This is a genomic window from Bacillus sp. FSL K6-0042, from assembly GCF_038006685.1.
GTDB classification, from domain to species: domain Bacteria; phylum Bacillota; class Bacilli; order Bacillales; family Bacillaceae_G; genus Bacillus_A; species Bacillus_A pseudomycoides.
The window spans coordinates 3376812-3403811 of sequence record NZ_JBBOVS010000001.1 but is presented as its reverse complement, the minus strand read 5'-3'; the positions used below and the strand labels follow the sequence as shown (position 1 = coordinate 3403811).

At 40.1% G+C, this 27000-nt stretch carries 31 protein-coding genes and 1 pseudogene; 2 read left to right on the top strand and 30 right to left on the bottom strand.

The window, feature by feature from the left end:
- Positions 1–119: 119 nt before the first annotated feature.
- The 30 genes and pseudogenes from nuoN to MHH45_RS17300 all read right to left on the bottom strand — a co-directional run bounded on the left by nuoN (position 120) and on the right by MHH45_RS17300 (position 25132).
- Complete coding sequence (nuoN, locus tag MHH45_RS17440) at positions 120–1634, bottom strand: NADH-quinone oxidoreductase subunit NuoN (protein WP_016112667.1); 1515 nt, start codon at positions 1632–1634, stop codon at positions 120–122.
- A gap of 7 nt (positions 1635–1641) precedes the next feature.
- Positions 1642–3144, bottom strand: coding sequence for an NADH-quinone oxidoreductase subunit M (locus MHH45_RS17435; protein WP_016112668.1), 1503 nt, complete (start codon positions 3142–3144; stop codon positions 1642–1644).
- Positions 3141–5003 (bottom strand): NADH-quinone oxidoreductase subunit L, encoded by a 1863-nt coding sequence (nuoL, locus tag MHH45_RS17430; RefSeq protein WP_016112669.1) that lies wholly within the window; start codon positions 5001–5003, stop codon positions 3141–3143. The genes MHH45_RS17435 and nuoL overlap by 4 nt, the downstream gene beginning before the upstream one ends.
- Positions 5004–5032: 29 nt before the next feature.
- Complete coding sequence (gene nuoK, locus MHH45_RS17425; protein WP_016112670.1) at positions 5033–5347, bottom strand: NADH-quinone oxidoreductase subunit NuoK; 315 nt, start codon at positions 5345–5347, stop codon at positions 5033–5035.
- Positions 5340–5864 carry an NADH-quinone oxidoreductase subunit J gene (locus MHH45_RS17420; RefSeq protein WP_016112671.1) on the bottom strand — a complete coding sequence of 175 codons (525 nt, stop codon included), beginning with the start codon at positions 5862–5864 and terminating at the stop codon, positions 5340–5342. Before MHH45_RS17420 ends, nuoK begins: the two co-directional genes overlap by 8 nt.
- On the bottom strand, positions 5861–6280 hold the full coding sequence (nuoI, locus tag MHH45_RS17415) for an NADH-quinone oxidoreductase subunit NuoI (RefSeq protein WP_003202066.1): 420 nt from the start codon (positions 6278–6280) through the stop codon (positions 5861–5863). The genes MHH45_RS17420 and nuoI overlap by 4 nt, the downstream gene beginning before the upstream one ends.
- Positions 6281–6305: 25 nt before the next feature.
- Positions 6306–7307, bottom strand: a complete 1002-nt coding sequence (nuoH, locus tag MHH45_RS17410) for an NADH-quinone oxidoreductase subunit NuoH (RefSeq protein WP_016112672.1) — start codon at positions 7305–7307, stop codon at positions 6306–6308.
- Positions 7307–8407, bottom strand: a complete 1101-nt coding sequence (gene nuoD, locus MHH45_RS17405) for an NADH-quinone oxidoreductase subunit NuoD (RefSeq protein ID WP_016112673.1) — start codon at positions 8405–8407, stop codon at positions 7307–7309. Before nuoD ends, nuoH begins: the two co-directional genes overlap by 1 nt.
- A 4-nt stretch (positions 8408–8411) precedes the next feature.
- On the bottom strand, positions 8412–9701 hold the full coding sequence (locus MHH45_RS17400) for an NADH-quinone oxidoreductase subunit C (protein WP_340862626.1): 1290 nt from the start codon (positions 9699–9701) through the stop codon (positions 8412–8414).
- The gene (gene nuoB, locus MHH45_RS17395) at positions 9698–10216 is read right to left on the bottom strand and encodes an NADH-quinone oxidoreductase subunit NuoB (protein ID WP_018764931.1); all 519 of its coding nucleotides are present in this window, start codon (positions 10214–10216) and stop codon (positions 9698–9700) included. The genes MHH45_RS17400 and nuoB overlap by 4 nt, the downstream gene beginning before the upstream one ends.
- Positions 10207–10575: an NADH-quinone oxidoreductase subunit A gene (locus MHH45_RS17390; RefSeq protein ID WP_003202297.1), complete on the bottom strand. Its 369-nt coding sequence runs from the start codon at positions 10573–10575 to the stop codon at positions 10207–10209. The genes nuoB and MHH45_RS17390 overlap by 10 nt, the downstream gene beginning before the upstream one ends.
- A 276-nt stretch (positions 10576–10851) precedes the next feature.
- Positions 10852–10965 (bottom strand): annotated as a pseudogene (locus MHH45_RS28100) (DUF975 family protein); the annotation flags it as partial.
- A gap of 3 nt (positions 10966–10968) precedes the next feature.
- Positions 10969–11757: a DUF975 family protein gene (locus tag MHH45_RS17385; RefSeq protein ID WP_016112677.1), complete on the bottom strand. Its 789-nt coding sequence runs from the start codon at positions 11755–11757 to the stop codon at positions 10969–10971.
- Positions 11758–11952: 195 nt separating this feature from the next.
- Positions 11953–12354 (bottom strand): F0F1 ATP synthase subunit epsilon, encoded by a 402-nt coding sequence (atpC, locus tag MHH45_RS17380; RefSeq protein WP_016112678.1) that lies wholly within the window; start codon positions 12352–12354, stop codon positions 11953–11955.
- A 20-nt stretch (positions 12355–12374) separates the two neighbouring features.
- On the bottom strand, positions 12375–13769 hold the full coding sequence (gene atpD / locus MHH45_RS17375) for a F0F1 ATP synthase subunit beta (protein ID WP_016112679.1): 1395 nt from the start codon (positions 13767–13769) through the stop codon (positions 12375–12377).
- Positions 13770–14005: 236 nt separating this feature from the next.
- Entirely contained in the window at positions 14006–14866 is an 861-nt protein-coding gene (gene atpG / locus MHH45_RS17370) for a F0F1 ATP synthase subunit gamma (protein WP_003202288.1), read from the bottom strand.
- A 296-nt stretch (positions 14867–15162) separates the two neighbouring features.
- Positions 15163–16671, bottom strand: coding sequence for a F0F1 ATP synthase subunit alpha (atpA, locus tag MHH45_RS17365; RefSeq protein WP_016112680.1), 1509 nt, complete (start codon positions 16669–16671; stop codon positions 15163–15165).
- A gap of 11 nt (positions 16672–16682) precedes the next feature.
- A complete protein-coding gene (locus tag MHH45_RS17360) occupies positions 16683–17225 on the bottom strand; it encodes a F0F1 ATP synthase subunit delta (protein WP_016112681.1) in 543 nt (180 codons plus the stop codon).
- Positions 17222–17728, bottom strand: a complete 507-nt coding sequence (atpF, locus tag MHH45_RS17355; RefSeq protein ID WP_016112682.1) for a F0F1 ATP synthase subunit B — start codon at positions 17726–17728, stop codon at positions 17222–17224. The genes MHH45_RS17360 and atpF overlap by 4 nt, the downstream gene beginning before the upstream one ends.
- A gap of 127 nt (positions 17729–17855) precedes the next feature.
- Positions 17856–18074, bottom strand: coding sequence for a F0F1 ATP synthase subunit C (gene atpE, locus MHH45_RS17350; RefSeq protein WP_000052064.1), 219 nt, complete (start codon positions 18072–18074; stop codon positions 17856–17858).
- 61 nt (positions 18075–18135) lie between these two features.
- Entirely contained in the window at positions 18136–18855 is a 720-nt protein-coding gene (atpB, locus tag MHH45_RS17345) for a F0F1 ATP synthase subunit A (protein WP_016112683.1), read from the bottom strand.
- Between the two features lie 7 nt (positions 18856–18862).
- A complete protein-coding gene (locus tag MHH45_RS17340; protein WP_016112684.1) occupies positions 18863–19255 on the bottom strand; it encodes an ATP synthase subunit I in 393 nt (130 codons plus the stop codon).
- Positions 19255–19479, bottom strand: coding sequence for an AtpZ/AtpI family protein (locus tag MHH45_RS17335; RefSeq protein WP_016112685.1), 225 nt, complete (start codon positions 19477–19479; stop codon positions 19255–19257). The genes MHH45_RS17340 and MHH45_RS17335 overlap by 1 nt, the downstream gene beginning before the upstream one ends.
- A gap of 26 nt (positions 19480–19505) precedes the next feature.
- Positions 19506–19619, bottom strand: a complete 114-nt coding sequence (locus MHH45_RS17330; protein WP_003202277.1) for a DUF4024 domain-containing protein — start codon at positions 19617–19619, stop codon at positions 19506–19508.
- A gap of 373 nt (positions 19620–19992) precedes the next feature.
- On the bottom strand, positions 19993–20622 hold the full coding sequence (gene upp, locus MHH45_RS17325) for a uracil phosphoribosyltransferase (protein ID WP_003202275.1): 630 nt from the start codon (positions 20620–20622) through the stop codon (positions 19993–19995).
- 602 nt (positions 20623–21224) lie between these two features.
- Positions 21225–22466, bottom strand: a complete 1242-nt coding sequence (gene glyA / locus MHH45_RS17320) for a serine hydroxymethyltransferase (protein WP_016112686.1) — start codon at positions 22464–22466, stop codon at positions 21225–21227.
- Positions 22467–22717: 251 nt separating this feature from the next.
- Positions 22718–23290: a TIGR01440 family protein gene (locus MHH45_RS17315; RefSeq protein WP_016112687.1), complete on the bottom strand. Its 573-nt coding sequence runs from the start codon at positions 23288–23290 to the stop codon at positions 22718–22720.
- A 57-nt stretch (positions 23291–23347) separates the two neighbouring features.
- A complete protein-coding gene (rpiB, locus tag MHH45_RS17310; RefSeq protein WP_003202270.1) occupies positions 23348–23791 on the bottom strand; it encodes a ribose 5-phosphate isomerase B in 444 nt (147 codons plus the stop codon).
- 138 nt (positions 23792–23929) lie between these two features.
- The gene (locus MHH45_RS17305) at positions 23930–24370 is read right to left on the bottom strand and encodes a low molecular weight protein arginine phosphatase (protein ID WP_016112688.1); all 441 of its coding nucleotides are present in this window, start codon (positions 24368–24370) and stop codon (positions 23930–23932) included.
- 264 nt (positions 24371–24634) lie between these two features.
- Positions 24635–25132: a PTS sugar transporter subunit IIA gene (locus tag MHH45_RS17300; protein WP_016112689.1), complete on the bottom strand. Its 498-nt coding sequence runs from the start codon at positions 25130–25132 to the stop codon at positions 24635–24637.
- 389 nt (positions 25133–25521) lie between these two features.
- Here MHH45_RS17300 and MHH45_RS17295 point away from each other — a divergent pair, with 389 nt between their 5' ends.
- Positions 25522–25908: a DoxX family protein gene (locus MHH45_RS17295; RefSeq protein WP_016112690.1), complete on the top strand. Its 387-nt coding sequence runs from the start codon at positions 25522–25524 to the stop codon at positions 25906–25908.
- Between the two features lie 365 nt (positions 25909–26273).
- The gene (locus MHH45_RS17290; protein WP_000949053.1) at positions 26274–26885 is read left to right on the top strand and encodes a flavin reductase family protein; all 612 of its coding nucleotides are present in this window, start codon (positions 26274–26276) and stop codon (positions 26883–26885) included.
- Positions 26886–27000 lie beyond the last annotated feature (115 nt).

Below are 27000 nucleotides of genomic sequence, written 5' to 3'. Positions count from 1 at the left end.
TTGTTCGAGCATCACATTCGTGAAGGATAAGGTCTCACGCTAACGAAAGTTTCACTTTACCCCTCTCATTGCTCCACAATAAAAAGCGTAGAGCGATGACTCTACACTTTTTGTTTTCACTATTGTACCACGTTCCCTGTGAAGAAGAAATCTTTCATCAATGGAAAATATTCATAAAAGAAATTGTAGCCAATTGCCGGCAGAATCCCGAGTAATACAGTTGCAATTGCACAAAAACTAATGACGACTTTCAAATTGATCGGTAAGTGTACCGGCTCTTCTTCATCACTCTTTCGAAAGAACATTTGCTGCAAAATACGGAAATAATATACAAACGAGATAACCGTTGTGCCCATCATGACTGATGCCAGCACGTAATGGGCTGGACTAGCAGTGAAGGCACTTAAGAAAATATTAACCTTTCCGATAAAACCAGCTGTTCCTGGAATTCCTGCCAAAGACAGAATGAAAATGGTCATCGCTGCAGAGGCAAACGGAGAGCGTTTGTGTAAACCAGAGAAAATTGTTAAATTTCCCTTTCCGCTTTGTAAGATTAATCCATGGATGACTGCAAAAGCTCCTATATTCATTAACACGTATGCCAACATATAAAACCACATACTATCCATTGTAAATGGTGATAACGCTACAAGCGGAACGAGTAAATATCCAGCGTGCGCTATGCCAGAATAGGCGAATAGACGCTTTACGCTGTATTGCTTGAGTGCCACGACGTTACCAATGATCATTGTAATAATAGCGAGCACGGCAATATATACGCTCATATTAGCAAATACTGTTTGCTCACTTCCATGAACAGGTATAGCACCGAATACCATAAGGAACAATCTTATCATCATAATAAAGCCGGCGATTTTAGAAATTGTCCCGAGGAAAGTTGTAACAGGTGTCACGGCCCCTTCATATACGTCTGGTGCCCACATATGAAACGGCACCGTCGCAATTTTAAAGGACAGCCCAACAAACAGAAGCAAGAAAGCAAGCGATAACAAAAGCCCGATGCTGCCATCCACACCTTGCATGAGAACTTCCTGCATACCAATAATATTAGTAGCCCCCGTAATGCCGTATAAGTAACTCATTCCAAAGAGCGTAATAGCCGTCCCAATTCCGCCATTAATAACATATTTCATCGCCGCTTCATTCGAAGCACGATTTGTCTTTCGAATCCCAACTAAAATGTACGAAGACAGTGATAACAATTCTAGGCCAATAAAGAGCGTAATAAAGTCGACGCTAGACGCCATAAACATCGCCCCGAGAACTGCCATTAAAAATAAATAATAGTATTCCCCTTTATCTTGAATCGGCTCTTTTTTATCATCGCTCATCGCCATACATAAAACGAGGATGGCTGCAATTAATAGTAACGTTTTAAACCCTTTTGAAAATCCATCTAGTACAAACGAACCACTTAAAATGTCTCCAGCCGGTTCACCATACAATGTAATTAATGCGATTAGCGATAGCACTGCCGCTCCAATCGCCCCAAGCCCTAAATACTTACGATCAAACTTTAGAAATAAGTCAAGAAGCGAGAGAAGGATGGCCGCTCCAAGAATGATGAACTCCGGTACCATTAAATGCCAAGATAAGCTAAGTAATGTATTCATATCCATCCTACCTCACCCCCAATATTTTCACTGTGTATTGCAGCGGCGTTCCTAACAGTTCTGGCATAACACCAATTGCAAGAATACAAGTGAGCAAGAGTACAATCGGAACGTATTCCCAGCCGCGGACATCCGGCCTCGCTGCTAATTCCTTCTTTCCAAATGTCACTTGAAGCGTAGCCCTTAGTACATATACCGCTGTTAAAATGATGCCAAGCGCACCGATCGCCGCGAGCATTGGCTTCCCTTGAAATAGCCCGAGGAATGCAAGAAACTCACTAACAAACCCAGACATGCCCGGAAGGCCAAGCGAAGCCATGCTTCCTGCTAATAAGAAACCACTTAACACAGGAACTTGTTTTGCGAGGCCACCAAGCTTCGTAATGTCAGACGTGCCAAAACGCCCCTCAATCATGCCGAGCAAGCAAAATAGTAGCGCTGCAATTAAACCGTGAGATACGACTTGAAATAGTGCTCCCTTCATACCGGCTGCATTCAGTGCCCCAAGTCCCATTAAAACGATTCCCATATGCGAAATACTGGAATAAGCGAGTACCTTTCGAAAATCTGTTTGAATGATCGCTAGAAAAGCACCGTATAGCAAGTTGATTACCCCTAAAATCGCCAGTAGCATCGCAAAGTCTTGAAACTGCTCCGGGAATAGCCCCTTCCCAAAGCGAACGATGCCGTATGCTCCAATCTTGAGCAGAACACCCGCATGGAGCATCACCGCAGCAGGATGGGCCTCGACATGCACATTCACCATCCAGCGATGCAAAGGAAATACCGGCAGCTTAATGGCAAAGGCAATCATAAGAGCAATGAATAAGTTGAGCTGCAATGCATTTGAAATATCGCCTAGGAGCGCCGTGTCCGCCCCAGTCAAAATATCTTTTAACTCTGTAATATTTGTTGTACCCGTTTTTGCAAAGAGGATAGAAAACACAATGAGTAGAATCGCCGATCCAATTCCGTTATAAATCAAATAACTATAGGCAGCTTTTTCACTGTTCAATTTCCCCCACTTTCCAATAAGCAAAAACATCGGTGGTAATGTAATTTCAAAGAAGACAAAGAATAGAAGTAAATTTTCTGCTGCAAAGACACCGAGCATTCCAATTTCAAGTGTTAATAAAAGCATGTAAAAACCTTTTATATTTTTTTGAATGGAAAAGGCAGTAATCGCCGCAAGTGTCGCTAAAAGCGCCGTGAGTATCATCATCACAAGCGAAAAGCCATCGATACCAAGCTCATAGTAAATAGAAAACAACTTTTCATCTACGCCCGGGAAATGTCCGAATTGAATCCATTTCACCTTTTCAGCAAACATCGTTAAGCTCTTTCCGGAAGCATATGTACTAGCCAGAACAATCGCGATGCCAAGCGGAAGAATTGTTCCGAACAAACCGAGACCTCGCACTGCACGCACTTCCGTTTTCGGTGTTAACATAAGTAAAAGAATCCCTAGAAGCGGGGAGAAAATGAAGAATGATAATAATAATGCATTCATTGCCAATACCCCCCCGTATATAACAGAATGACAACTAATGTCGCCACGGAAACAGCCACTGCGGTTCCGTATACTTGTACGTTTCCGTTTTGAAGTTTAGAACCAACAATGCTTGCTCCTCTCACAATACCTCTGATTAACTGGGCGATTCCTTCCACAATATAGACCTCACATAAGTGAAGCACATAAGCGATTCCTTTTACGAGCGGGAGCACAGTCACACTATACATTTCATCTACATAATATTTTTCCTTAAGGAGGCTATATAGAACTGTCTCTTTTCCGCCATCCCGATCTCTAGAAATGGATCGTTTCCCATAGATGAGATATGCCGCGAGAATGCCCGCGAACGAAACGAATGTCGCAACAATCATAATCCACACCGGACCATGACTTTGCTCTACTTGGAACGGGACATTCTTTGTAAGCCAGTCCCCAAGAAACGTGCCAAACCAAGGCGTATTGATATACCCTGCCAAAACTGCAAGAATACCAAGGACAATCATCGGAAATGTCATGACGCGCGGAGATTCATGCACACCCTCTTCTTTCTTCGCCTCTCCTGTAAAAACGAGAAAGTATAACCGGAACATGTAAAACGCCGTTAAAAATGCTGCGAGAACCGCAAGGACAAACAAAACATAATTGCCGTGCATCCACGTCGCCGCCAAAATTTCATCCTTACTAAAAAAACCTGAGAAGAGCGGGACACCACTAATTGCTAGCGTGCCGATTAAGAAGAGCAGCCCCGTCACTTTCATTTTCTTCTGCAATCCGCCCATTTCATTAATGTTTTGCGTATGCACCGCATGAATGACGCTTCCTGCCGCTAAGAAAAGCAATGCTTTAAAGAAAGCATGTGTCGTTAAATGAAAGACTCCAGCAACGTATCCTGCCGAGCCAAGCGCGAGCATCATATAGCCGAGCTGGCTCACTGTTGAATATGCGAGGACTCTTTTTATATCCGTTTGTACGAGGCCAATGGACGCAGCAAAGATTGCAGTAAAGGCGCCAACGACCGCGACTGTTTGCATCGCTGCAGGACTTGCAGAGAATAGCGGAAACATCGTTGCCACTAAGTACACACCTGCTGCAACCATCGTTGCCGCGTGAATGAGTGCAGATACAGGCGTTGGCCCTTCCATCGCATCTGGTAGCCACGTATGAAGCGGAAACTGACCTGATTTCCCCATGGCACCAATAAAGATCAAGATTGCCGTGAGCGTTATCATAGTAGGTGATATGTCCCCCATTTTCATCGCTTTAAAGATTACTTCATATTCAAAGCTACCAGCCTGCCAGAAGAGTAAAATCATCCCGATAAATAAGCCTACATCTCCAATACGCGTCATAATAAATGCTTTTTTCGCAGCAGCCTTCGCTTCCTCTTTAAAGAAATAGAAACCAATTAGTAAAAACGAGCCAAGTCCAACTAATTCCCAAAATATATAAAGCTGTAGTAAATTCGTCGAGATAACAAGCCCGAGCATCGCAAATGTAAAGAGCCCTAAATACGCATAAAATACGGGCAACCTCTCATCACCATGCATATACCCTTTTGAATACACATGTACAAGGAAGCTAACGAGTGTCACAATAAAAAGCATCAAAGCATTTAATGCGTTAATCTCAAAACCAAACGAAAGATCCACATCACCAATTCGGAGCCATAACCACTGATGCTTTACTGTTTCTGATGAAAACCGTTCTATTAATACAGTCGCCGCACCCACAAAGGAAAGAAATGTGAGAAAGATACCAAGTAAGCTGCTTCCTTCTCTCAATTTTCCCCCAAACATAACGAGCAAAAAAAACGAGGTAAGTGGGAAAAGCGGTATGAGCCATGCATAATCGATCATTGTTTCCTTCCCCCTTTTCGGTCACAATGCTAACCCTTAAGCGAATCCATTTCATCTACGTTAACTGTTGCATGTTTACGATATAACGCAATTAATATTGCAAGTCCAACTGCTGCCTCAGCTGCGGCAACAGACATCGTAAACAGTGAAAAGATTTGTCCTGTTAAGTTCGGAAAAAAACCTAATTTACTAAAGGCGACTAGGTTTAAATTCGCCGCATTTAACATCAGTTCAATACAAACTAAAACAATGACCGTATTCCGCTTTGTTAAAGCCCCGAATAAACCGATGCAAAACAGAATAATGGCAAGAGCTAAGTAGGCGGAAGCTGGAACACTACTCATTGGAATCCCCCTCTTTCTCATCCTTCTTCGCAAGTACAATTGCCCCAACAAGTGCAACAAGTAAAATAACCGACGTTAATTCAAATGGAATGACATATTTCGAATATAAGAGTGTGCCAATTTGAAGTGTGTTTTGTTCATGAAGTGGTACACTTCCTTGTACACTTCGATTTGTAAAATCTATATTATTAACAGCGAAATACATCACCCCGCCAAACACTACTACTGCGAAGAAGATGAGCCATTTACGAAAACTAAAACTAGATTCATTTTCAGCGTCATGTTTCGTTAACATAATGCCGAAAATCATAATAATCGTAATCGCCCCGGAATAAATTAAAATTTGCGCTACTCCAACAAACTCTGCCGATAATAGAAAATACAATCCCGCAATGCTAAGAAACGTAAACACAAGGGCGAGCATCATATGCATGACTTTCGTTAAGTTCAGCATAAGAATACCACCGATAATCGCCGTTAAGGATAGTAAAAAAAACGCTATCAACTCGCCGTTCATGCTTTATTCTCCTTTCTGACGTTCTCATCATTTTCATCTAGCCACTGCAAATTTTTAAACAAATCATCACGCGTATACTCCGCTAGCTCAAAATTGTTTGTCATAACGATTGCCTCTGTTGGACAAACCTCTGTACATAAATCGCACAGAATACAAATTTCAAAGTTAATATCGTACGTATCAATGATTTTTCCTTTTTTCGCCGGATCCGGATGCTTCTTCCCTGTTAGTTGAATACAGTCAGTTGGGCAGATGTTGGCACATTGGTTACAAACAATACACTTTTCTGGATAAAATTTTTGAATCCCTCGAAAGCGATCTGGTAGTGGCAATGGTTGATTGGGATAATCGTACGTTACTTTTTTCTTACTTAAATTGCTAAGCGTATACTTTAATCCTTTAAATAGTCCTTTCATATCTTAGTGGCACCCCCCTCATGGATTAGAAGAACAACTCCTTAATCAATGCCGTTAAGAAAATGTTCGCAAGTGCGATTGGCAATAATACCTTCCAGCCAAACTCCATTAATTGATCGCCCCTGATACGTGGAAACGTAACGCGGAACCAAATTAAGAGAAAGACCACCGCGCTAAACTTTAAGGCAAACCATACAGCTCCAGGAATAAAACCAAGGAACATAATTGGATTCCATCCTCCTAGGAAGAGCACCGTAATGAGCGAAGCCATTCCAAAGAAGTATACATATTCAGAAAGCATAAAGAATGCCCAGCGAAACCCCGAATACTCTGTATGATATCCAGAAACAAGTTCCGATTCCGCCTCTGGTAAGTCAAACGGCGTCCGGTTCAACTCTGCAACCGCTGCGATTAAGAAAATTACAAAACCGATTGGCTGTGCGAAAATGTACCAAACCTTCTCCTGCGCCGCTACAATTTCATTTAAATTAAGACTGCCAGCTAATAAGACAACACCAATGACGCTCATTACAAGCGGAATTTCATAGGAAATCATTTGCGCCGCCGCACGCATCCCGCCTAAAAGTGAATATTTATTGTTTGATGCCCATCCCCCGGTCACAACACCAATCGTTGTAATCCCTGATACAGCGATATAGTAAAGAAGCCCGACTCCAATATCTGCAAACTGAAATTTATCCGTAAATGGAATGACTGCAAGCACCATAAAAGCTGGTGCAAATGCAATAACAGGTGCCAATATAAACAGCGGCTTATCTGCGGCTTTCGGAATGCTATCTTCTTTTAATAAAAGCTTTAAAACGTCAGCAACTGTTTGCAGTAAACCGAATCTGCCGCCGACCTGGTTCGGACCAATCCGCCCTTGCATAAATCCCATCACTTTTCGCTCTGCTAAAATCCCATATGTAACAAATCCAAGGACAGCAAATAAAAGAAGCACCGCTAACCCAAAAAAGATGAAAAAATTTGTCCAGCTTGCCGATGACTCTAAGAGGCGCTCTATCATCACCCATCAACCTCCCCAAGCACAATATCAACGCCACCTAAAATCGTAATTAAGTTCGCGATATTTTCGCCCTTCAAAAGCTTCGGTAAAATTTGAAGGTTGTAGAAAGAGGGCCTGCGGAACTTTAAGCGATACGGCTCTTTCTTTCCTTCACTAGCAATATAACAGCCAATTTCTCCGCGCGGTGACTCGATCCGGACAAATGCCTCGCCCTTTGGTGCCTTAATAATTTTCGGCACTTTCGCCAACACTGGCCCTTCTGATGGGAATTGCTCAGCTGCCTGCTCAATAATTTTGAGAGACTCCTCAATCTCCTCCATCCGACAAACGTAACGATCCCAAGCATCCCCAACGTTTCCTACCGGAATATCAAAATCAAAGCGATCATAAATAGAGTACGGTTCATCCTTGCGAAGATCCCACTTCACACCTGTGCAGCGTAAATTTGCCCCGCTAAGCGAATAAGAAAGCGCATCTTCCGCACTATATATTCCAACGCCCTTCACACGATTCAAGAAAATTTCGTTTCCGCTCACAAGGTCGTGATAGCCTTTCAATTGCTCCCTCATATATGGAACAAACTCGCGAACCTTTCGGGTCCAGCCATCTGGAGCATCCCATTTTACACCGCCCACTCGCATGTAATTAAACGTTAGCCGCGCACCACAGAGTTCATTTAAGAGATTAATAATCATCTCCCTCTCCCGGAATGCATATAGAAACGGACTAACCGCTCCAATATCAAGAAGGTTTGTTCCCCACCAAACGAGGTGACTCGCAACGCGGCCAAGCTCCATTGCAAGTACTCGCAAATATTCTGCACGCTCTGGAATTTCAAGGCCCATCATTGTCTCAACAGCGTGACAAATCACATAGTTATTCGTCATCGCTGATAAATAGTCCATTCGATCTGTATAAGGAATAATTTGTGTATACTGCAAGCTCTCTGCGATTTTCTCTGTTCCACGGTGTAAATACCCAATGACAGGTGTAGCCTCCTTAATAATTTCCCCATCAATTTTAATAACAAGCCTAAATACACCGTGCGTACTTGGGTGCTGCGGTCCTACATTTAAAAGCATTTCTTCTGTACGGATCATACTGCTACACCTCCACATCCAAAGGCTCATAATCTTTTCGAAGCGGATAACCCGCCCAATCATCCGGCATTAAAATACGCGTTAAATTGGGATGACCTTCAAAGATAACACCAAGCAAATCATACGCTTCTCGCTCTGGCCAGTTCGCCCCGTGCCATAGCGGCGCAATCGATGCTACCCGCGGCGCCCCCCTATCTACCTTCACCTTCACTGCTACAGATTGACGCTTTCCATATGAAAACAAATGGACATACACTTCCATATGTGTAACGAAATCCGTCGCATGTAACTCCGACATATAATCAAAGGCAAGTCCTTCATGACACTTTAATAATTCCATCACTTCATAGTAATTCTTCAGCTCAACAACAAGCGTTGGTACATCTTTTGAAAGTTTATTAATATAGTAGTCTACTAATGAATGTTCGCCTGTCTTCTCCTTAATAATCTTTACATAAGCATCTAAATATGGCTGATTCGGTGATGGTTCTTCCTGCTTCGGCTCTTCTTCCTTCTTACCCGCAGCACCTTTTGCCTTGGCAGCAGCTGCTGCCTTTGCTTTCGCCACTGCAATTGCCTTTGCCTTTTCATCGTTAGATGGCGCTCCGCCTTTTGCTCCTTTCTGCTTTGCTAGCGCTGCCGCTTTTGCCTTTGCTGCCGCCGCGGCTTTCGCCTTCGCTTTTGCTTTTTCCTCTTCCGATATCGCTCCGCCTTCTGTCGCTTTCTGTTTTGCTAACGCTGCCGCTTTTGCCTTTGCTGCTGCCGCGGCTTTCGCCTTCGCTTTTGCTTTTTCCTCTTCCGATATCGCTCCGCCTTCTGTCGCTTTCTGTTTTGCTAGCGCTGCCGCTTTTGCCTTTGCTGCCGCCGCGGCTTTCGCCTTCGCTTTTGCTTTTTCCTCTTCCGATATCGCTCCGCCTTCTGTCGCTTTCTGTTTTGCTAACGCTGCCGCTTTTGCTTTTTCCTCTTCCGATATCGCTTCGCCTTCTGCTCCTTTCTGCTTTGCTAGCGCTGCCGCTTTTGCCCTTTCCTCTTCCGATATCGCTTTGCCTTCTGTTTCTTTCTGCTTCGCTAACGCTGCCGCCTTTGCTTTTGCTGCTGCCGCGGCAAGTCGTTTTGCTTCCTCTATATTTATCTCCGCATCTTTTGGTAGCGCTTTCTCTTTTTCTTCTCCTTGTACCTCATCCTTAGACATTTCCGCCTCATGCCTTGCAGCAAGCCGTTTCCGCGCTTCTTCTTTCGCATGTCTTGCCGCCTCTTTTTTCATGTCCTCTATCTCTTTATTCGGATCGCTCATCTATTCGTCACCTGCTTTCCAGTCTTTGCTTCGTAACGAATCTTCTCTTTTAATTTATTAATCCCATAAATTAAAGCAGCTGGGTTCGGGGGACATCCTGGAATGTACACATCTACCGGTACGATTTGGTCTACCCCTTTCACAACAGCATACGAGTTCACATACGGGCCACCAGCTGTTGCACAAGAACCCATTGCAATAACCCATTTCGGTTCTGGCATTTGATCGTATAAGCGACGCACAATTGGGGCCATTTTCTTTGTTACTGTTCCTGAAACAATCATGACATCTGATTGCCTCGGCGATGTCCGGAAAAATGACCCAAACCGGTCTAGATCATAATGCGATGAGCCAACTCCCATCATTTCAATCGCGCAGCATGCAAGTCCAAATGTCATCGGCCATAAAGAATTACTACGCGCCCATCCTTTTATCTGTTCAAGTGTTGTAAAAAAGATATTTCTCTCTAATTCCGCTCGTTCCCCTGGATGTAAATCTTCAAAATTTATAACCATTGTAACACCTTCTTTTTCCAAGCATAGGCCAAACCAATGAGCAACATAATGACAAAGATCAACATTTCAATAAGCGCGAACAAACCAAGCTTGTCATATGCGACAGCCCACGGATATAAAAATACAGTTTCCACATCAAAAATGACAAACAATAATGCAAAAATATAATAACGAGCATGAAAACGAACATTTGCATCATGATAGGGTTCAATTCCGCTTTCGTACGTCGTTGCCTTTGCTGCACTTGGTTTATGTGGGCGCAGCAGCTTGCCTAATGTAAGGGCCACCACCGGTAGTAATATGCCCAATAGTAAAAAGATCCCAACAATCATATAACTATTTTCATATACATTCGCCACCCTGAAACCCTCCCCCCTAAATTAAGAACAAGTTCACTTAGTAAACAATATGTCTAACCTGCATTATTTATTATTTTTAAATTTTTCTAAATAATGAGACTATTATTCTCATTATAACAAACTTCAAATTCCTATGTCGATATATTGGGAAAAAGAAAAACCAAGTAACTAGAGGATGACTTCCCCCCCTATGTTACTTGGTGTACAGCAATTGTAACTAATTTCATTCTCATAAAAAAACTAGCATGAATGATTAATTTCATGCTAGTCGGTTTTTTAAAAAGTAGTATCTTCTTTTTTATAATATTTCTTTGAAATTTCCTTATAAAACGCAGCAAATGTCGTGTAAAAATATGGAGCTAACCATAGAAAACCAATTCCTAAATAAAGATGCTATGCTTTCTCTGATACATACTGATAAAAATGAGCAGTCGTTGTACTAATATATGGACAGAGCCAAAGCAACCCAAACCCGAAAGGAATCATCGCTAATATTCCCCAACCAATGAAACTAAGCCATAAAAGGAATAAATCCATTTTATGTCCTTTCATTATTTTTTTACTTTCTTTCATCGCTTGTAAAACACCATATTCCGGATTGTCTATCATAACATAATAAGTCATCGTATATGAAAAGTACGCAATAATAATGACAATAAATGAAACAAGTAATAAAACAAAAAATGCGATTGCTGACCCTTCCCCAGCACCCCCTGTCTCATCTCCTAACAAACCAACAATAATCATTAGCACGAAGGGAATCCATATTCCAGAATATAAAAAGATTAAAAGCATCGCCTTTGCAGCATTCATCATTCTTCTAAAACCACGAAAACCTTCAAATAAAGCATCTATTGTAGCACCTTTTCTCCTGCTAATATTTAAAAACACATTCGTGTAACCATACGCTGTAATACCATATGTTCCAAGATTCATAACCATTATAAGCCCATACAAAATAACGAAAGTAACAATAAAACCGATTGTCGCCGTTTCCACTTCAAATAAATCGATAGAACTACCAAGTGACATAAATAAAAGAACAAAAGGAATAATGACAATAAGAGTTGCAACTGTTGATATAATATAACTTAAAATAACATATAAGAGTGTTGAACCTACGCCAAGCCCCCATTTTCCCCTTAATGATTGTAAAGCTTCTCGTTTCATTTCACTAATCACTTTCTCATCTCCTTTTCTAATCAAACTTGTAAAGCTTTTTCCTAGATAGAATCAGAATAATTATACCATTTTTGGAAATATTTTTTCGTTATATAATTATACAACGAATCAACAATGTCTAAAAAAAGAAAGTGTTGTTACCCATAAGTTATAAAACAAAAAAATCCGTAAAGGAATGAACCTTTACGGATTTTCTTATTTCATATCGGAAACGTTCAAACGGTTTACTGCACGCTGCAGCGCCAGTTCTGCACGCTTGAAGTCAACATGTACTTGTTTATCTTGCATACGTTGCTCAGCACGGCGCTTCGATTCGTTTGCACGATGAATATCGATATGGTTTGCTTCTTCAGCAGATGGTGCTAATACTGTTACTTTATCTGGACGAACTTCGATAAAGCCACCGCTTACTGCTATATAATCAGTGTGACCGCCATTCTTCAAACGAATCGCACTAATTTTCAGCGGTGCAACAGTTGGAATGTGACCTGGTAAGATCCCCATTTCCCCGCTCTCTGCTTTTACACTTACCATTTCTACTTCTTTTTCGTAAACCGGTCCATCAGGAGTTACAATACTGACTGGAAATGTCTTCATAATTCGTCCCTCCTAAGGCCTTACGCCATCATTTTCTTCGCGTTTTCAATAACTTCTTCGATACTACCAACAAGACGGAATGCATCTTCTGGAAGGTCATCATATTTTCCTTCTAGAATTTCTTTGAAACCACGAACTGTTTCTTTTACAGGTACGTAAGAACCTTTTTGACCTGTAAATTGCTCTGCTACGTGGAAGTTCTGTGATAAGAAGAACTGAATGCGACGGGCACGTTGTACAACTAACTTATCTTCTTCAGAGATCTCATCCATACCTAAGATAGCGATGATATCTTGAAGCTCTTTATAACGTTGAAGAGTTTGCTGTACTTTACGAGCTACTTCATAATGCTCTTCTCCTACGATTTCTGGAGAAAGTGCACGAGATGTAGATGCTAATGGATCTACCGCTGGGTAAATACCCATTTGTGTTAAACGACGCTCTAAGTTTGTTGTTGCATCTAAGTGAGCGAACGTTGTAGCTGGTGCTGGGTCAGTATAGTCATCGGCTGGTACATATACCGCTTGGATAGACGTGATAGACCCTTTATTTGTAGATGTAATACGCTCTTGTAATTGACCCATTTCTGTTGCAAGTGTTGGCTGGTAACCTACCGCAGATGGCATACGACCAAGAAGGGCAGATACTTCAGAACCCGCTTGCGTGAAACGGAAGATGTTATCGATGAACAATAGTACGTCTTGTCCTTGCTCATCACGGAAATGTTCAGCCATTGTTAAACCTGTTAATGCAACACGTTGACGTGCACCAGGTGGCTCGTTCATTTGTCCGAATACCATCGCAGTTTTCTTGATTACGCCAGAATCGCTCATTTCATGGTATAAGTCGTTACCTTCACGAGTACGCTCACCTACACCAGCGAATACAGAGATACCACCGTGCTCTTGTGCGATGTTGTTAATTAATTCCTGAATTAATACTGTTTTACCTACACCGGCACCACCAAATAGACCGATTTTACCACCTTTAATGTATGGTGCAAGTAAGTCTACTACTTTAATACCAGTTTCAAGAATTTCTACTTTCGTAGATAACTCTTCGAATGCAGGTGCTTGACGGTGAATTGGATCACGGCGTACATCCGCTGCAACTTCACCATCTAAGTCAATTGCATCACCTAATACGTTAAATACACGACCAAGTGTTGCATCACCAACCGGAACAGAGATTGGTTTACCAGTATCTTCTACTTCTGTACCACGAACAAGTCCGTCTGTGGAAGACATCGCAACTGTACGAACTGTATCATCACCTAAGTGAAGCGCAACTTCTAAAGTTAAGTTAACTGCGTCTTGTTTAATTCTAAGGGCATTGTAGATTTCAGGTAGCTTTCCGCCGTCAAACTTAACGTCTACAACCGGACCCATGATTTGCGTAACGCGCCCTTTATTCATCGGGTTCCCTCCTAGCTTTCTTTAAATTAGCCAACTTTCTATGAGAGTCGGCTTTCATTTTTTATTAGTGTAGCTTGAGCGACTCTTCCGAAAGAGCCGCTTCCGCCTTTTATTACTCTAGCTGCAGCGGCTAGAAGGATCGGTGGCTTCGCTTTTTCCTGCGAGGCACAAAACGCCTCTACGTCAAAAGCTCCATCCCCCTCTCATTCTGAACAAACCGCTTCCGCCTTTTATTACTATTCTAACGCTGCTGCGCCACCAACGATTTCCGTAATTTCTTGCGTAATCGCTGCTTGACGAGCACGGTTGAATGAAAGTGTAAGTGAATCGATAACTTCCATTGCGTTGTCTGTAGCACTTTTCATTGCTGTCATACGCGCTGCGTGTTCACTTGCTTTACCATCTAGTAATGCACCGTACACTAAGCTTTCTGCGTATTGTGGCAATAATACTTTTAAGATATCTTCTTCAGAAGGTTCGAATTCATAAGCTGTCGTCGGTTTGTCCGACGTCACTTCCGTAAGCGGTAAAATTTTATTTTCCGTTACTTCTTGTGAAATTTTACTTACAAAATGGTTGTAGTAAATATACAACTCATCATAAGCACCATCTGCGAACATCGCAATTGCTCGAGAAGCAAGGTCTTTAACATCTGTAAATGATGGGTGATCAGATAATCCAACTACTTCATCAATAATGTTAAAGCCGCGACGTTTTAAATAATCACGTCCTAGTCGTCCAAGCACAATAATTGAATATTGGTTTGAATCCATATTATGACGTTCACGAATTACATTACTTACCGTACGTAATACGTTACTGTTATAACCACCTGCTAGTCCGCGATCAGATGTAATAACGATGTATCCTGTACGTTTTACAGGACGCGCTGTTAGCATTGGATGATTGATCCCTTTGCTACCTTGCGCAATGCTCGCTACCACTTCTTGAATCTTTTCCATATACGGAACGAAAGATTTAGCATTTTGCTCTGCACGACTTAACTTCGATGCAGATACCATCTCCATCGCTTTCGTAATTTGACTCGTTTTCTTTGTCGAGTTAATTTTCGCTTTTATATCGCGTAAAGATGCCACAGGTTTTCACCACCTTTTTTCCGGAAGTTGGCACGATTAGTAAGAATCCTTTTGATTCATCTTCCTAATCTACGTTGCAAGATATTCTTGCTCATGATTGAAGGAAAAGAATAGGTGCACCTACTCTTTTCCTCTACATAACCGTCAGCAATTCCTGTAAGAGTTGCCTTTTTATATAATCTAGCTCTGCCTCCTAGCCCATTTCGTCTAAGAACCTTCCCCACAAGAAGGTGAAAAGCACCTTCTGTGGGAAAGAACCTTAGCCGGCGGGGCTAAACAATCGGCTCCGCTTTTTATTATTCAGAAGCTACGAATACTTTTTTGAATCCGTTGATTGCTGCTGCAAATTTGTCGTCATCCGCAAGTTTCTTTGTTGTGCGAATTTCGCTTAATAATTCAGCTGCATTTGAATCTAACCAAGCATGGAATTCTTCTTCAAAACGAGTGATATCTGCTACTGGGATATCATCTAGGAATCCACGTGTTAGAGCGTAAAGAATGATAACTTGCTTCTCTACTCGTAACGGTTTGTGTAATCCTTGTTTTAATACTTCAACTGTGCGAGCACCACGGTTTAATTTCGCTTGTGTTGCTTTATCAAGGTCAGAACCGAACTGAGCGAACGCTTCTAACTCACGATAAGATGCAAGGTCAAGACGAAGTGTACCTGATACTTTACTCATCGCTTTAATCTGAGCAGATCCACCAACACGAGATACTGAAGTACCTGCATCGATTGCTGGACGTACGCCAGAGAAGAATAAATCAGATTGTAAGAAGATTTGTCCATCTGTGATAGAGATTACGTTTGTTGGGATGTAAGCTGATACGTCCCCTGCTTGTGTTTCGATGAAAGGTAGAGCTGTTAAAGAACCGCCGCCTTTTGCATCGCTTAATTTTGCTGCACGTTCTAGTAAACGAGAATGTAAGTAGAATACATCCCCTGGATATGCTTCACGACCTGGAGGACGACGTAATAGTAATGACAGCTCACGGTAAGCAGCTGCTTGTTTTGATAAGTCATCATATACTACTAATACGTGTTTTCCGTTGTACATGAACTCTTCACCCATTGTTACACCAGCGTAAGCAGCTAAGTATAATAATGGAGCTGGTTGAGAAGCTGATGCTGTTACAACGATTGTGTATTCTAATGCACCATGCTTACGTAGTGTTTCTACTACGTTACGTACTGTAGATTCTTTTTGTCCAATTGCAACGTAGATACAAATCATATCTTCATCTTTTTGATTCAAGATTGTATCAAGTGCAACTGCTGTTTTACCAGTTTGGCGGTCACCAATGATTAACTCACGTTGACCACGGCCAATTGGTACAAGCGCATCGATCGCTTTAATACCTGTTTGAAGTGGTTCATGAACAGATTTACGATCCATTACACCTGGTGCTGGACTTTCGATTGGACGAGTGTTTGTTGTATTAATTGGGCCTAAACCATCTACTGGTTGACCTAATGGGTTTACAACACGACCGATTAGTTCTTTCCCTACTGGTACTTGCATGATGCGGCCAGTACGACGAACTTCGTCACCTTCACGGATTTCTGTGTAAGGTCCTAAAATAATGATACCTACGTTGTTTTCCTCTAAGTTTTGTGCTAGCCCCATAACGCCGTTAGAGAACTCTACAAGTTCACCAGCCATAACGCTATCAAGACCATGAGCACGTGCGATACCATCACCAACTTGGATAACTGTACCAACATCACTAACTTCGATTTCAGACTGATAGTTCTCGATTTGTTGCTTTATCAGTGCGCTAATTTCTTCAGCTCTGATGCTCATGTGCTTCACCCCTATCTATTCTTCATAAGTTCACGCTGAATACGTGCTAACTTTCCTTGTAAACTGCCATCATAAATGCGATTTCCAATGCGTACTTTAATGCCGCCTAGTAAATCTTCATCTACAACATTTTTAATACGAATTGCATCTTTTCCTGTTCTCTTTGCAAATGACTCTGCAATGCTAAGCTTTTCATCTTCTGATAGAGGACGAACTGAATATACAGTCGCATCAGCAACGTTGCGTTCTTCATTAGCAAGAACAACATATTCATTTGCAATTTCAGGTAGAATTTCAATACGTTTGTTATCAACTAAAATATATAGCGTATTTAAAATTGATTCAGAAACAGAAGCAAACACGTTAGAAAGAAACGTTTTTTTCTGTTCCTTTGAAATGTTTGGTTGTGTTAAAAAGCTATGTAGTTCTCCGTTCTTTACAAAAACGTTTTGTACAAGGCGTAATTCCTCTTCAAACATTTCTAATACGTGTTTTTCTTTTGCAATTTGAAAAAGAGCGACAGCATAACGTTTTGCTACAATCTCATTGCTCATCGCGCTTCTCCTACTTCTTTAATATACTCGCGAATTAACTTCACTTGGTCTTCTTCTTTTAATTCTTTCTCAATTACTTTAGAAGCAATTTGAACAGATAAAGAAGCAACTTGTTCTTGCAGAGCAGCAATCGCATGCTCTTTTTCGCGTTGAATTTCTTGTACAGCAGATGCTTTAATAGATTCTGCTTCTTCTTTTGCAGCAGCAACAATAACATCTTTTTGATCTTCTGCTTGCTTTTTCGCTCTTTCGATTAACTCTTGTGCTTCAACACGTGATTGTTTTAACATTTCACGTTGTTCTTCCACTAATTTTTTCGCCTCTACGTTGTTCTTTTCTGCAGCGTCGATTTCACTAGCAACATGCTCTTCACGTTCCTTCATAATTCCCATCAAAGGACCCCAAGCAAATTTACGTAGCATGATTAATAAAATTAGGAAAACTAACAATGTATAAGCAATCGTTCCAAATGGAATGGCAGCTCCTAAAATTAAAGTTGGCACAAGGATTCACTCCCTTCGTGATATCTAAATTTACTATATGAAAAAAAAAGACAACCATTTCGTTCATAAAGCAATGGCGAAGAAAGTCCAAAAACACTCTTCGCCATCTATGTAAGGGGAGTCTCCCTTATTTGTTCATTACGATGAATGCAATAACTACACCGATGATTGGAAGTGCCTCAACTAATGCAACCCCGATGAACATAATTGTTTGAAGTGCGCCTTTTAATTCTGGTTGACGAGCAACACCTTCGATTGTACGTGATACGATAAGACCGTTACCAATACCTGCACCTAATGCTGATAAACCAATTGCAATTGCAGCTGCGATTACACCTAAACTCATTTAATTTGTCCTCCTTTGTATTATAAAAAAATAGATTTTTTTACTTACTTATTAAAGTATATTAATGGTCATGACTTACTTTATGAGCCATATAAACCATCGTTAACATTGTAAAGATAAATGCTTGGATTGAACCAACGAACACACTGAATCCCATCCATGCTAACATTGGTACAATAGCACCGAATGCTCCAAGTACTGTACTTCCGCCTAATTTAGCAAGTAATCCTAATAAAATCTCACCTGCATAAATGTTACCGAATAAACGAAGACCTAACGTTAATGTGTTCGCAAATTCCTCAATAACCTTTAAAGGAAACAAGAATTTCATAGGTTGGAAAAACCCTTTTAAGTATTCTTTCGTACCCTTCATTTTAATTCCATAATAATGGGTGAGGGTAACTACCATCACGGCTAATGTTAATGTAACTGCTGGGTCAGACGTTGGTGATCTCCACCATGCAATGTGTTCGCCAGCCTCAGTTGTTGAGTACATGAATGGTAGACCGAGCATGTTTGATACGAAAATAAACATCATAAGTGTCACGCCCAATGTTAAGAAGCGTCCACCTGTTTTCCAGTCCATCGTACTGTTAATAATCCCTTTCGCAAAGTCTAACACCCATTCAAGGAAGTTTTGCATTCCTGTCGGACGAAGAGCTAAGCTGCGAGTCCCGATAACAGCGATTAAGAAAACAATAACTGCTGCCACAGTAACCATCATGACTGAGGATAAATCGAACGTTAAACCTAGAAATTCAACTAATTTACCGTGTTCCACTAGTAATTCACCTCTCTTCCCTGCTCTTATACTCTAAATAAAGATAATCTATGATCATGACAAGATATCCTGTCAGCAATCCCACACCTAAGCTCCACATCGCAATTAAATGCTGATATTTCGCTGCAAATAAAATTAATAACCCAATCGTAGCAAATCTCGAATATGTACTTACAGCCGTTGCTTTAAATTTCACGTTTTCTCCATTTGTAACGCGATCTAATAGCTTGTCTGTTCTACGTGCAATGATGCGCAAACTAAGAAAACTGAAAATCGTTCCGATAATCAGCCCAAGAAATACATCCTTGTAAGAGGTAAATCCCCATCCTAGCACAAGAAGCGCAAGCAAGTAGTACATATATTTCTTTTGTCTTTGGACAAGTCCATGTACGTCTATCATCATTGCTCTCCCGAATAGTAATGTCGAATGAGTCGAATCATTGCGTAAATCCCTGTTCCTAATCCAAGCAATAAGCCTACAATAAGAAACAACGGAAACGTTCCAACCTTACTATCAATCCATTGCCCACCAAAGATTCCAACAAGAATCGAACCAACTAACTGAGCAAGAATACCTGACATTAAAGCATAAGCTTTTACCGGGTTGCGATCGTTTTTTTGCAAGGATTCATCCCTCCAATATGTAACCCTCATTCACGATGTGTTAATAATAACTCATTTTCTTGCATAAATTCTATACAAAATAAAAAGTTTACTTTTTCGTCACGGAATAGATGCAAATTTGTCACTGAAAGCCCTACCATCCATCCCCGTAGTTAGCATACAATAGGGTATTAGCACTGTCAACGAGAAATCGTAAAAAATCAAAAAATTTGAGTATTAGTAATTTCTTGCCAAAAATGAAAACGTTCCCCTTCTAAATACTGGTCAAAGATATCTGATTCCTTCAAGTTTTCTCCTTATAATAGAAGAAAAAGTTCACAAGTTTGTCACGATTATATTTTTACGATATAACGTTTTTCTTCTATAATATAGGACTTATTAGACGTTTGACTTCTATATTATATGTGAAAAATATGCAAGTTATGTTGCATATACAAAAAATACCACACTCCTCCCCTACCCTCAATATTTACACAAAAAAGACGAGTGGGGAATTCCCTCTCGTCTGTTGTCTTACTTCGTTCCAAATAAACGGTCACCAGCATCGCCAAGACCTGGAACAACATAACCATGGTCATTTAATTTCTCATCTAATGCCGCTACATAAATATCAACATCAGGATGTTCTTCTTGTACTACTTTTACTCCTTCTGGTGCAGCTACGATACACATTAATTTAATTTGCTTCGCACCGCGTTTTTTCAGAGAGTTAATTGCTTCAGCTGCCGAACCACCTGTTGCTAGCATCGGATCAAGTACGATAAAGTCACGTTCTTCTACATCCGTTGGAAGTTTCACATAGTATTCTACCGGTTGCAATGTTTTCGGGTCACGATATAAACCAACGTGTCCTACTTTTGCTGCTGGAATTAATTTTAGAATTCCATCTACCATCCCTAAACCTGCACGTAAAATCGGAATTAGACCAAGCTTTTTACCAGCGATCACTTTTGTTTTCGCTTTGCTTACAGGTGTTTCAATTTCGATTTCTTCAAGTGGAAGATCGCGTGTAATTTCAAATGCCATTAAGCTTGCTACTTCATCCACTAATTCACGAAATTCTTTTGTGCCTGTATTTTTATCGCGAATATATGTAATCTTATGTTGAATTAACGGGTGATCAAATACATACAGTTTTCCCATGTGAATCTCTCCTTCAGATGATATTCATGCGTGCGTACACGCCGTTTTACACTATTTACGATTGTAAAGAAAACGCTACTAATATTCAAGGGCAAATTTGGAAAAGTTTCAATTTCATTATGAACCCACCTAATACCTTTACCAATTATGGAAGTCATATCCTTCATTATATATCCAAAATTTATTCATGATTTGTATACATACTTAAGAAGTGATATGTGCCCTTATAAACCACTGTTATTATTTTTTATAAAAAAAGCAGCCATTTTTTACTTAGGCTGCTTTCTCTCTAGTTTTTAAAATATAAAATTATAACTTTTCTACGTGAGAACCAACAAAGAATTGTACATTTATTGTTCCACCAGAAACATTTTCTCCGGCTGATTTCAACATAATAATTTGATAAGACTGTCCATCATCATCCATTATATGAATAACAGACCAAGAACCAATATTTTCAGTGTTTCCTTCTTCAATAGAAATAATTCTTCCTTTAAAATATTAAATAAACAATATTCTAAAAAACTATATATTAAAAAATACTTTTAGAAATAAAAAGACTGCTGAAACAATATATGCTTCAGCAGTCTTCATCTAATTTATTATAGATCTGTATACATTGGGAACTTATCTGTTAATGCTTCTACACGCTTACGTGCTTCTTCTAATGCAACTTCATCCTCATGATTTTTTAACGTATGAGCAATAATTGCTGCAATTTCATCCATTTCTTCTAATCCGAAGCCACGAGATGTTACCGCCGCTGTACCAATACGTACGCCGCTTGTTACAAATGGGCTTGCTGTTTCAAATGGGATTGTGTTCTTGTTTACAGTAATACCAACTTCATCTAATACATGCTCTGCAACTTTACCTGTAATATCTAGGTTACGAACATCGATTAAGATAAGATGGTTGTCTGTTCCACCAGAAACAAGTGTAAGTCCTTCTTTTTGAAGACCTTCTGCTAAGCGCTGTGCATTATTAATGATATTTTGTGCATATGTTTTAAAGTCTTCTTGAAGTGCCTCACCAAATGCAACAGCTTTTGCAGCAATTACGTGCATTAGTGGTCCACCTTGAATACCAGGGAAGATTGATTTATCAATTTGCTTTGCAAATTTTTCTTCACATAAAATCATACCGCCACGTGGGCCACGTAATGTTTTATGTGTTGTTGTTGTAACGAAATGTGCATGTGGTACTGGGTTTGGATGTAAACCTGCTGCAACTAAACCTGCGATATGTGCCATATCCACCATTAAGTATGCACCAACTTCGTCTGCGATTTCACGAAATCTCTTGAAATCGATAACACGAGGGTACGCACTTGCACCTGCAACGATTAATTTTGGCTTATGTTCTTTTGCTTTCGCTAACACATCATCATAATTGATGCGGTGTGATTCAGCATCAACGCCATATTCTACGAAATTATATTGTACCCCACTGAAGTTAACAGGGCTTCCGTGTGTTAAGTGACCACCGTGGGATAAATTCATACCAAGTACTGTATCGCCTTGCTCTAAAATCGTGAAGTATACAGCCATGTTCGCTTGTGCACCAGAGTGTGGTTGAACGTTCACATGCTCTGCGCCAAAGATTTCTTTTGCGCGATCACGTGCAATATCCTCTGCTACGTCTACATGCTCACAACCGCCATAGTAACGTTTACCAGGATATCCTTCTGCATACTTGTTTGTTAAAACAGAACCTTGTGCTTCCATTACAGCTTCACTTACGAAGTTTTCTGAAGCAATTAATTCAATTTTTGAACGTTGTCTTCCTAGTTCTGCTTCAATTGCAGCAAATACCTTTTCATCTTGACGTTTTAAATGATCCACCAAAATCCCCCTTTTCTGAACGAATTACACTGATTCCCGATAGTTTTTTCTTATTTGTTGAGAAAAAACGAAAATTCAAGTTGTAATTCTTTAGAACCTTCATGTTTTCAACTACATTCTAACATGACTTTCTATATCATAAAAGAAAAAAAGACCGCGTTCGGTCTTTTCTTTTATCCTTTGCGAAGTCAGACTACATACCTCTTTACATGTTATATAAAGGATACAGTATTTCTGTTTCTTCTTTATTTTTAGCTACAAGTAACTGTTTCTTCTACTGCCGCATATACAGCACGTGCCCCACCAATAAGTTTCGCACGTGTTTTAGCCATCGTTACGTGTGCACTTCCAATCTCTTTTACACGTGTACGAATTGGAACCGCAACATGTTTTAGATGCATACCAATAAATGTATCACCGATATCCATGCCCGCATCTGCTTTTATAAATTCTACGACTACAGGATCCTTTAGATTGTGATAGGCATATGTTGCTAATGCACCACCGGCTGATCTAACAGGCGTAACAGTTACAATTTCAAATTGATACTTCATTGCTACTTCTCTCTCTACTACTAAAGCACGATTTAAATGCTCACAACATTGGAATGCCAACTCTATACCAGTTTGCTCTTGAAATTGTTTTAGCTCAAAAAAAATCGCTTCCGCCACTTCCATCGTTCCTGATGTCCCAATTCTCTCTCCGAGCACCTCGCTCGTGCTACAGCCCACTACAAAAATTTGCCCGCTTTGTAAAGAAGCTTGCTCTTGAAAATCAGAAAGCGATATTTGTAGCTGCTCTTTCATTTTTACTATTTCCGTCATGACGCCTCTTCCTTTCACAGATTGGTTCAACAAATTATAGTATGTCCTAATAGAAGATTACTTCGCTTCGTATGTTTTAATTTTCCCTACGCGATTTTCGTGACGTCCGCCTTCATAATCAGTTGTTAGCCAAATTTTTGCGATATCACGCGCTAAACCAGCACCAATTACACGCTCACCCATCGCTAACATATTCGTATCATTATGTTCTCTTGTTGCTCTTGCACTAAATGTATCATGTACTAACGCACAGCGAATACCGTGTACTTTATTTGCTGCAATTGACATACCAATGCCTGTTCCACAAATTAAAATACCACGGTCTACTTCACCATTTGCAACCATTTCTGCCGCTGGAAATGCAAAATCAGGATAATCAACAGAACCTGCTTCACATTCACATCCTAAATCAACATATTCAATATTCAATTCTTCTAATAAACTTACGATTTCTTTGCGGATATTCATTCCACCGTGATCAGATGCTACTACTACTTTCATTTTGACCCCTCCAAAATTTTAGTGAAACTTCTATCAAGTAGGATTACTTATCCCCACTGATGAATGATTGCAAAAGTTTGATACTCACTTGCTCATTCCAAGCAAGATCATCTCCAATATCGTATTATACACGAAACATTAACCCTCTGAATATTTTTCCAATAAAGTTTGTACAAGTTTTTCCATCTCTACTAATGTTGATTGATAAATGGAAAGAGAACCGCCAAACGGGTCTGAAATATCTTTACTTGTACCCTCTACAAATTCATAGAATGTATGCACTTTCTCCCTAGCACTCGGGTGATATCCAACCACAAGTTGTTTATGGCTTTCCGTCATCGTGAGTACCATATCAGCCCACTCAAGTAATCCATCCGTTATTTGCTGCGAAGCATGCTCTACTTTAATCCCCTTTTCTGCTAATGCATCTTTTGCATGTAAAGATGCATCACTTCCAAAACTGGCAAAAACACCCGCAGACTTCGCCTCAAATTTCCCTTCTCCATAGTGACGAAGCAACGCTTCTGCCATTGGGCTACGACATGTATTTCCAGTGCAAACAAACAACACTCGCTTCATCCAAATCCACTCCTTATGGTGAATGTCTTACATTCATCATAACGTACATTACAATGGAACAAAAGAAATGTGAACATACAAAAGGCGCATTTCCCTTTTATTTTTTCTAAGAGAAATACGCCTTATCCACATATATGTAAAACCCTAGTCCCAAGTACCTTCAATATAACATCATACATCACTAAAACATCCCACGAAAAAAACTTACGACTAAATAAAATAAGGAATCCATTTCATATAAAATGGATTCCTTACAAAAAATCATTATTTCATTGTAACTTTCATTACTTCTGTTGAACCTTTTGTAGCTGAAACACCTACAGTTGTATTAATAGATTCAGCTGCATCTGTATTTGTAATAACAATTGGAGTAATTGTACTTTTTGCTTTTTCGCGAATTAATTCTAAATCGAAAGAAATTAATTTATCGCCAGCTTTCACAGCTTGTCCTTCAGATACGTGAGCTTCGAAACCTTCGCCTCCCATTTTTACAGTTTCTAAACCAATGTGGATTAAAATTTCTGTACCGTTTTTCGCTTTAATTCCAACAGCGTGTTTTGTATGGAATAATTGTACGATTTCACCGTCTACTGGTGATACAACTACACCTTCAGTTGGAACGATTGCAACACCGTTACCCATCATACGACCAGCGAATACTGGATCTGGTACTTCTTCAATATTTTTCACTTCTCCAGTTAATGGAGCTAAGATTGTTTCTGCATTTGTTTTTGAGCCAAGGCCAAATAATTTTTTAAACATAGGATATCCTCCTCATAATTAGGGTGAAAATGTATAGGGCAATCCCTAGTAATAACTAATCTACATGTAAGACTTCATACTTCAAATATTATATTGTAAAAACGCTTTCGAAAAGAATTACGTTATTACCAATAGACCCTTATTGTATCGCTTTGCAAAATTCCAGTCAATTCAGATTGTCTGAATAACAATAATGAGAATTAACTTCTTACTTGTATTTTCTCTTTTTTTCTCCCACTCGTCTAAAGGTCTTTACTACATATTTATTTTTTATTATTGATTTGTAAAATTTTCTTCAAATTTCACAAGAAAGTTACTTGACTAAAGTAAGTAACTCATTTATTATAACTTACATAAGGTAAGTAAATAACTTTTTGGGGGTTTTATAAATGATGAACATCGGTCTTCTTCTTATTCGTCTTATTATCGGAATTACATTCATGGGTCACGGTACTCAAAAATTATTTGGCTGGTTTGGTGGTCACGGCCTGAAAGGAACAGGCGGCTGGATGGAATCAATCGGCTTACGCCCTGGCGTATTCATGGCATTTATGGCTGGCGCAACTGAGCTATTAGGTGGTTTCTTATTCGCTGCAGGTATCTTCACTTGGGTTGGCTCATTATTTATCGTTGGTACAATGCTAGTTGCAATCTTTACTGTACACGGAAAAAATGGCTACTGGGTAACACAAAACGGGTTTGAATATAACATGATCTTAATCGCTATTGCAGTTGGTGTTGCATTAACTGGACCTGGCGCTTACGTTTTACTTTAATCAGTTATCTCAATTCCAAGATATATAAGTGCAAATTGAAAAAAACTTTTTTAGGTGGGAGAGAGCATCCGGCCATGCATAGCAGCGGTCAGATCTTTTTCCTGCCCCATGCCAGGTGAAAACAAAGCGAGAAAATGAGTGCAGATCATCTTTTATTCTTCATAGCCGCGACTTATATGTTGAAAAATCAAAATGTATTTATATATTTATTAGTGATAGGAGTAGATTCCAAGCTGGAATCTACTCCTATTCTTTTTTCTCATTTACAAAAAGCGTCAAAAAAATATTTTTTTAGCAGGAGTTTCTCTCCATTATCTTGTAAACAAACAAGGAAGTATTCATATAGAGGAAGGGAGATTACAAATATGCTTTCAATCAATCCAAATGAACAAACAGAAAAAGATAATTACAAATTATTAACAGGGAGTATCATTCCGCGCCCTGTAGCATTTGTAACTTCTGTAACAAAAGATGGTGTTTTAAACGGGGCTCCATATAGCTATTTTAATATCGTTGCTGCTAATCCGCCGCTCATTTCTGTTTCCGTACAACGTAAAGGAGGAGAAAGAAAAGATACTTCTCGAAACGCCATTGAAAAAGGTGAATTTGTTGTACATATTTCCGATGAATCCTATGTGGAGGCCATCAATGAAACTGCCGCAAACCTTCCTCCAAATCAAAGTGAAATTGAATTAGCGAAACTAACCCCGATCGAAAGTGATGTCATCTCCGTACCAGGCGTAAAAGAAGCGAATATTCGAATGGAGTGCATATTAGAACGTGCCATTCCACTAGGTGGAACAGAAGACTCTCCAGCATGTGACCTACTAATCGGCCGCGTTGTCCGGTTCCACGTCGCAGAACATTTATATGAAAACGGACGAATTCATGCAGAAGAACTAAAACCAGTAAGCCGATTAGCAGGGCACAACTACGCGAAATTAGGCGAACAATTTGAGCTTGTAAGGCCTATTTAAAAGCGGAGCCGACTGTTCAGGCCCGGTGGCTAAGGTGCTTCCCACAGAAGGTGCTTTTTACCTTCTTGTGGGGAAGGTTCTTAGACTCTAGGGCCTAGGAGGCAGAGCTAGATAC

What these genes read in the sequence shown, in the direction of transcription:
- nuoL (WP_016112669.1), bottom strand. Translation starts at nt 5,003, where the DNA reads ATGATCGATTATGCATGGCTCATACCGCTTTTCCCACTTACCTCGTTT.
- atpC (WP_016112678.1), bottom strand. Translation starts at nt 12,354, where the DNA reads ATGAAGACATTTCCAGTCAGTATTGTAACTCCTGATGGACCGGTTTAC.
- nuoN (WP_016112667.1), bottom strand. Translation starts at nt 1,634, where the DNA reads ATGAATACATTACTTAGCTTATCTTGGCATTTAATGGTACCGGAGTTC.
- MHH45_RS17340 (WP_016112684.1), bottom strand. Translation starts at nt 19,255, where the DNA reads ATGATAGACGTACATGGACTTGTCCAAAGACAAAAGAAATATATGTAC.
- MHH45_RS17435 (WP_016112668.1), bottom strand. Translation starts at nt 3,144, where the DNA reads ATGAATGCATTATTATTATCATTCTTCATTTTCTCCCCGCTTCTAGGG.
- MHH45_RS17420 (WP_016112671.1), bottom strand. Translation starts at nt 5,864, where the DNA reads ATGAACGGCGAGTTGATAGCGTTTTTTTTACTATCCTTAACGGCGATT.
- nuoK (WP_016112670.1), bottom strand. Translation starts at nt 5,347, where the DNA reads ATGAGTAGTGTTCCAGCTTCCGCCTACTTAGCTCTTGCCATTATTCTG.
- MHH45_RS17300 (WP_016112689.1), bottom strand. Translation starts at nt 25,132, where the DNA reads ATGTTTAAAAAATTATTTGGCCTTGGCTCAAAAACAAATGCAGAAACA.
- MHH45_RS17295 (WP_016112690.1), top strand. Translation starts at nt 25,522, where the DNA reads ATGATGAACATCGGTCTTCTTCTTATTCGTCTTATTATCGGAATTACA.
- upp (WP_003202275.1), bottom strand. Translation starts at nt 20,622, where the DNA reads ATGGGAAAACTGTATGTATTTGATCACCCGTTAATTCAACATAAGATT.
- atpD (WP_016112679.1), bottom strand. Translation starts at nt 13,769, where the DNA reads ATGAATAAAGGGCGCGTTACGCAAATCATGGGTCCGGTTGTAGACGTT.
- MHH45_RS17330 (WP_003202277.1), bottom strand. Translation starts at nt 19,619, where the DNA reads ATGGTAGGGCTTTCAGTGACAAATTTGCATCTATTCCGTGACGAAAAA.
- MHH45_RS17360 (WP_016112681.1), bottom strand. Translation starts at nt 17,225, where the DNA reads ATGAGCAATGAGATTGTAGCAAAACGTTATGCTGTCGCTCTTTTTCAA.
- atpE (WP_000052064.1), bottom strand. Translation starts at nt 18,074, where the DNA reads ATGAGTTTAGGTGTAATCGCAGCTGCAATTGCAATTGGTTTATCAGCA.
- MHH45_RS17305 (WP_016112688.1), bottom strand. Translation starts at nt 24,370, where the DNA reads ATGAAGCGAGTGTTGTTTGTTTGCACTGGAAATACATGTCGTAGCCCA.
- rpiB (WP_003202270.1), bottom strand. Translation starts at nt 23,791, where the DNA reads ATGAAAGTAGTAGTAGCATCTGATCACGGTGGAATGAATATCCGCAAA.
- nuoD (WP_016112673.1), bottom strand. Translation starts at nt 8,407, where the DNA reads ATGATCCGTACAGAAGAAATGCTTTTAAATGTAGGACCGCAGCACCCA.
- nuoB (WP_018764931.1), bottom strand. Translation starts at nt 10,216, where the DNA reads ATGGTTATAAATTTTGAAGATTTACATCCAGGGGAACGAGCGGAATTA.
- nuoI (WP_003202066.1), bottom strand. Translation starts at nt 6,280, where the DNA reads ATGAAAGGACTATTTAAAGGATTAAAGTATACGCTTAGCAATTTAAGT.
- MHH45_RS17290 (WP_000949053.1), top strand. Translation starts at nt 26,274, where the DNA reads ATGCTTTCAATCAATCCAAATGAACAAACAGAAAAAGATAATTACAAA.
- MHH45_RS17315 (WP_016112687.1), bottom strand. Translation starts at nt 23,290, where the DNA reads ATGACGGAAATAGTAAAAATGAAAGAGCAGCTACAAATATCGCTTTCT.
- MHH45_RS17400 (WP_340862626.1), bottom strand. Translation starts at nt 9,701, where the DNA reads ATGAGCGATCCGAATAAAGAGATAGAGGACATGAAAAAAGAGGCGGCA.
- atpA (WP_016112680.1), bottom strand. Translation starts at nt 16,671, where the DNA reads ATGAGCATCAGAGCTGAAGAAATTAGCGCACTGATAAAGCAACAAATC.
- nuoH (WP_016112672.1), bottom strand. Translation starts at nt 7,307, where the DNA reads ATGATAGAGCGCCTCTTAGAGTCATCGGCAAGCTGGACAAATTTTTTC.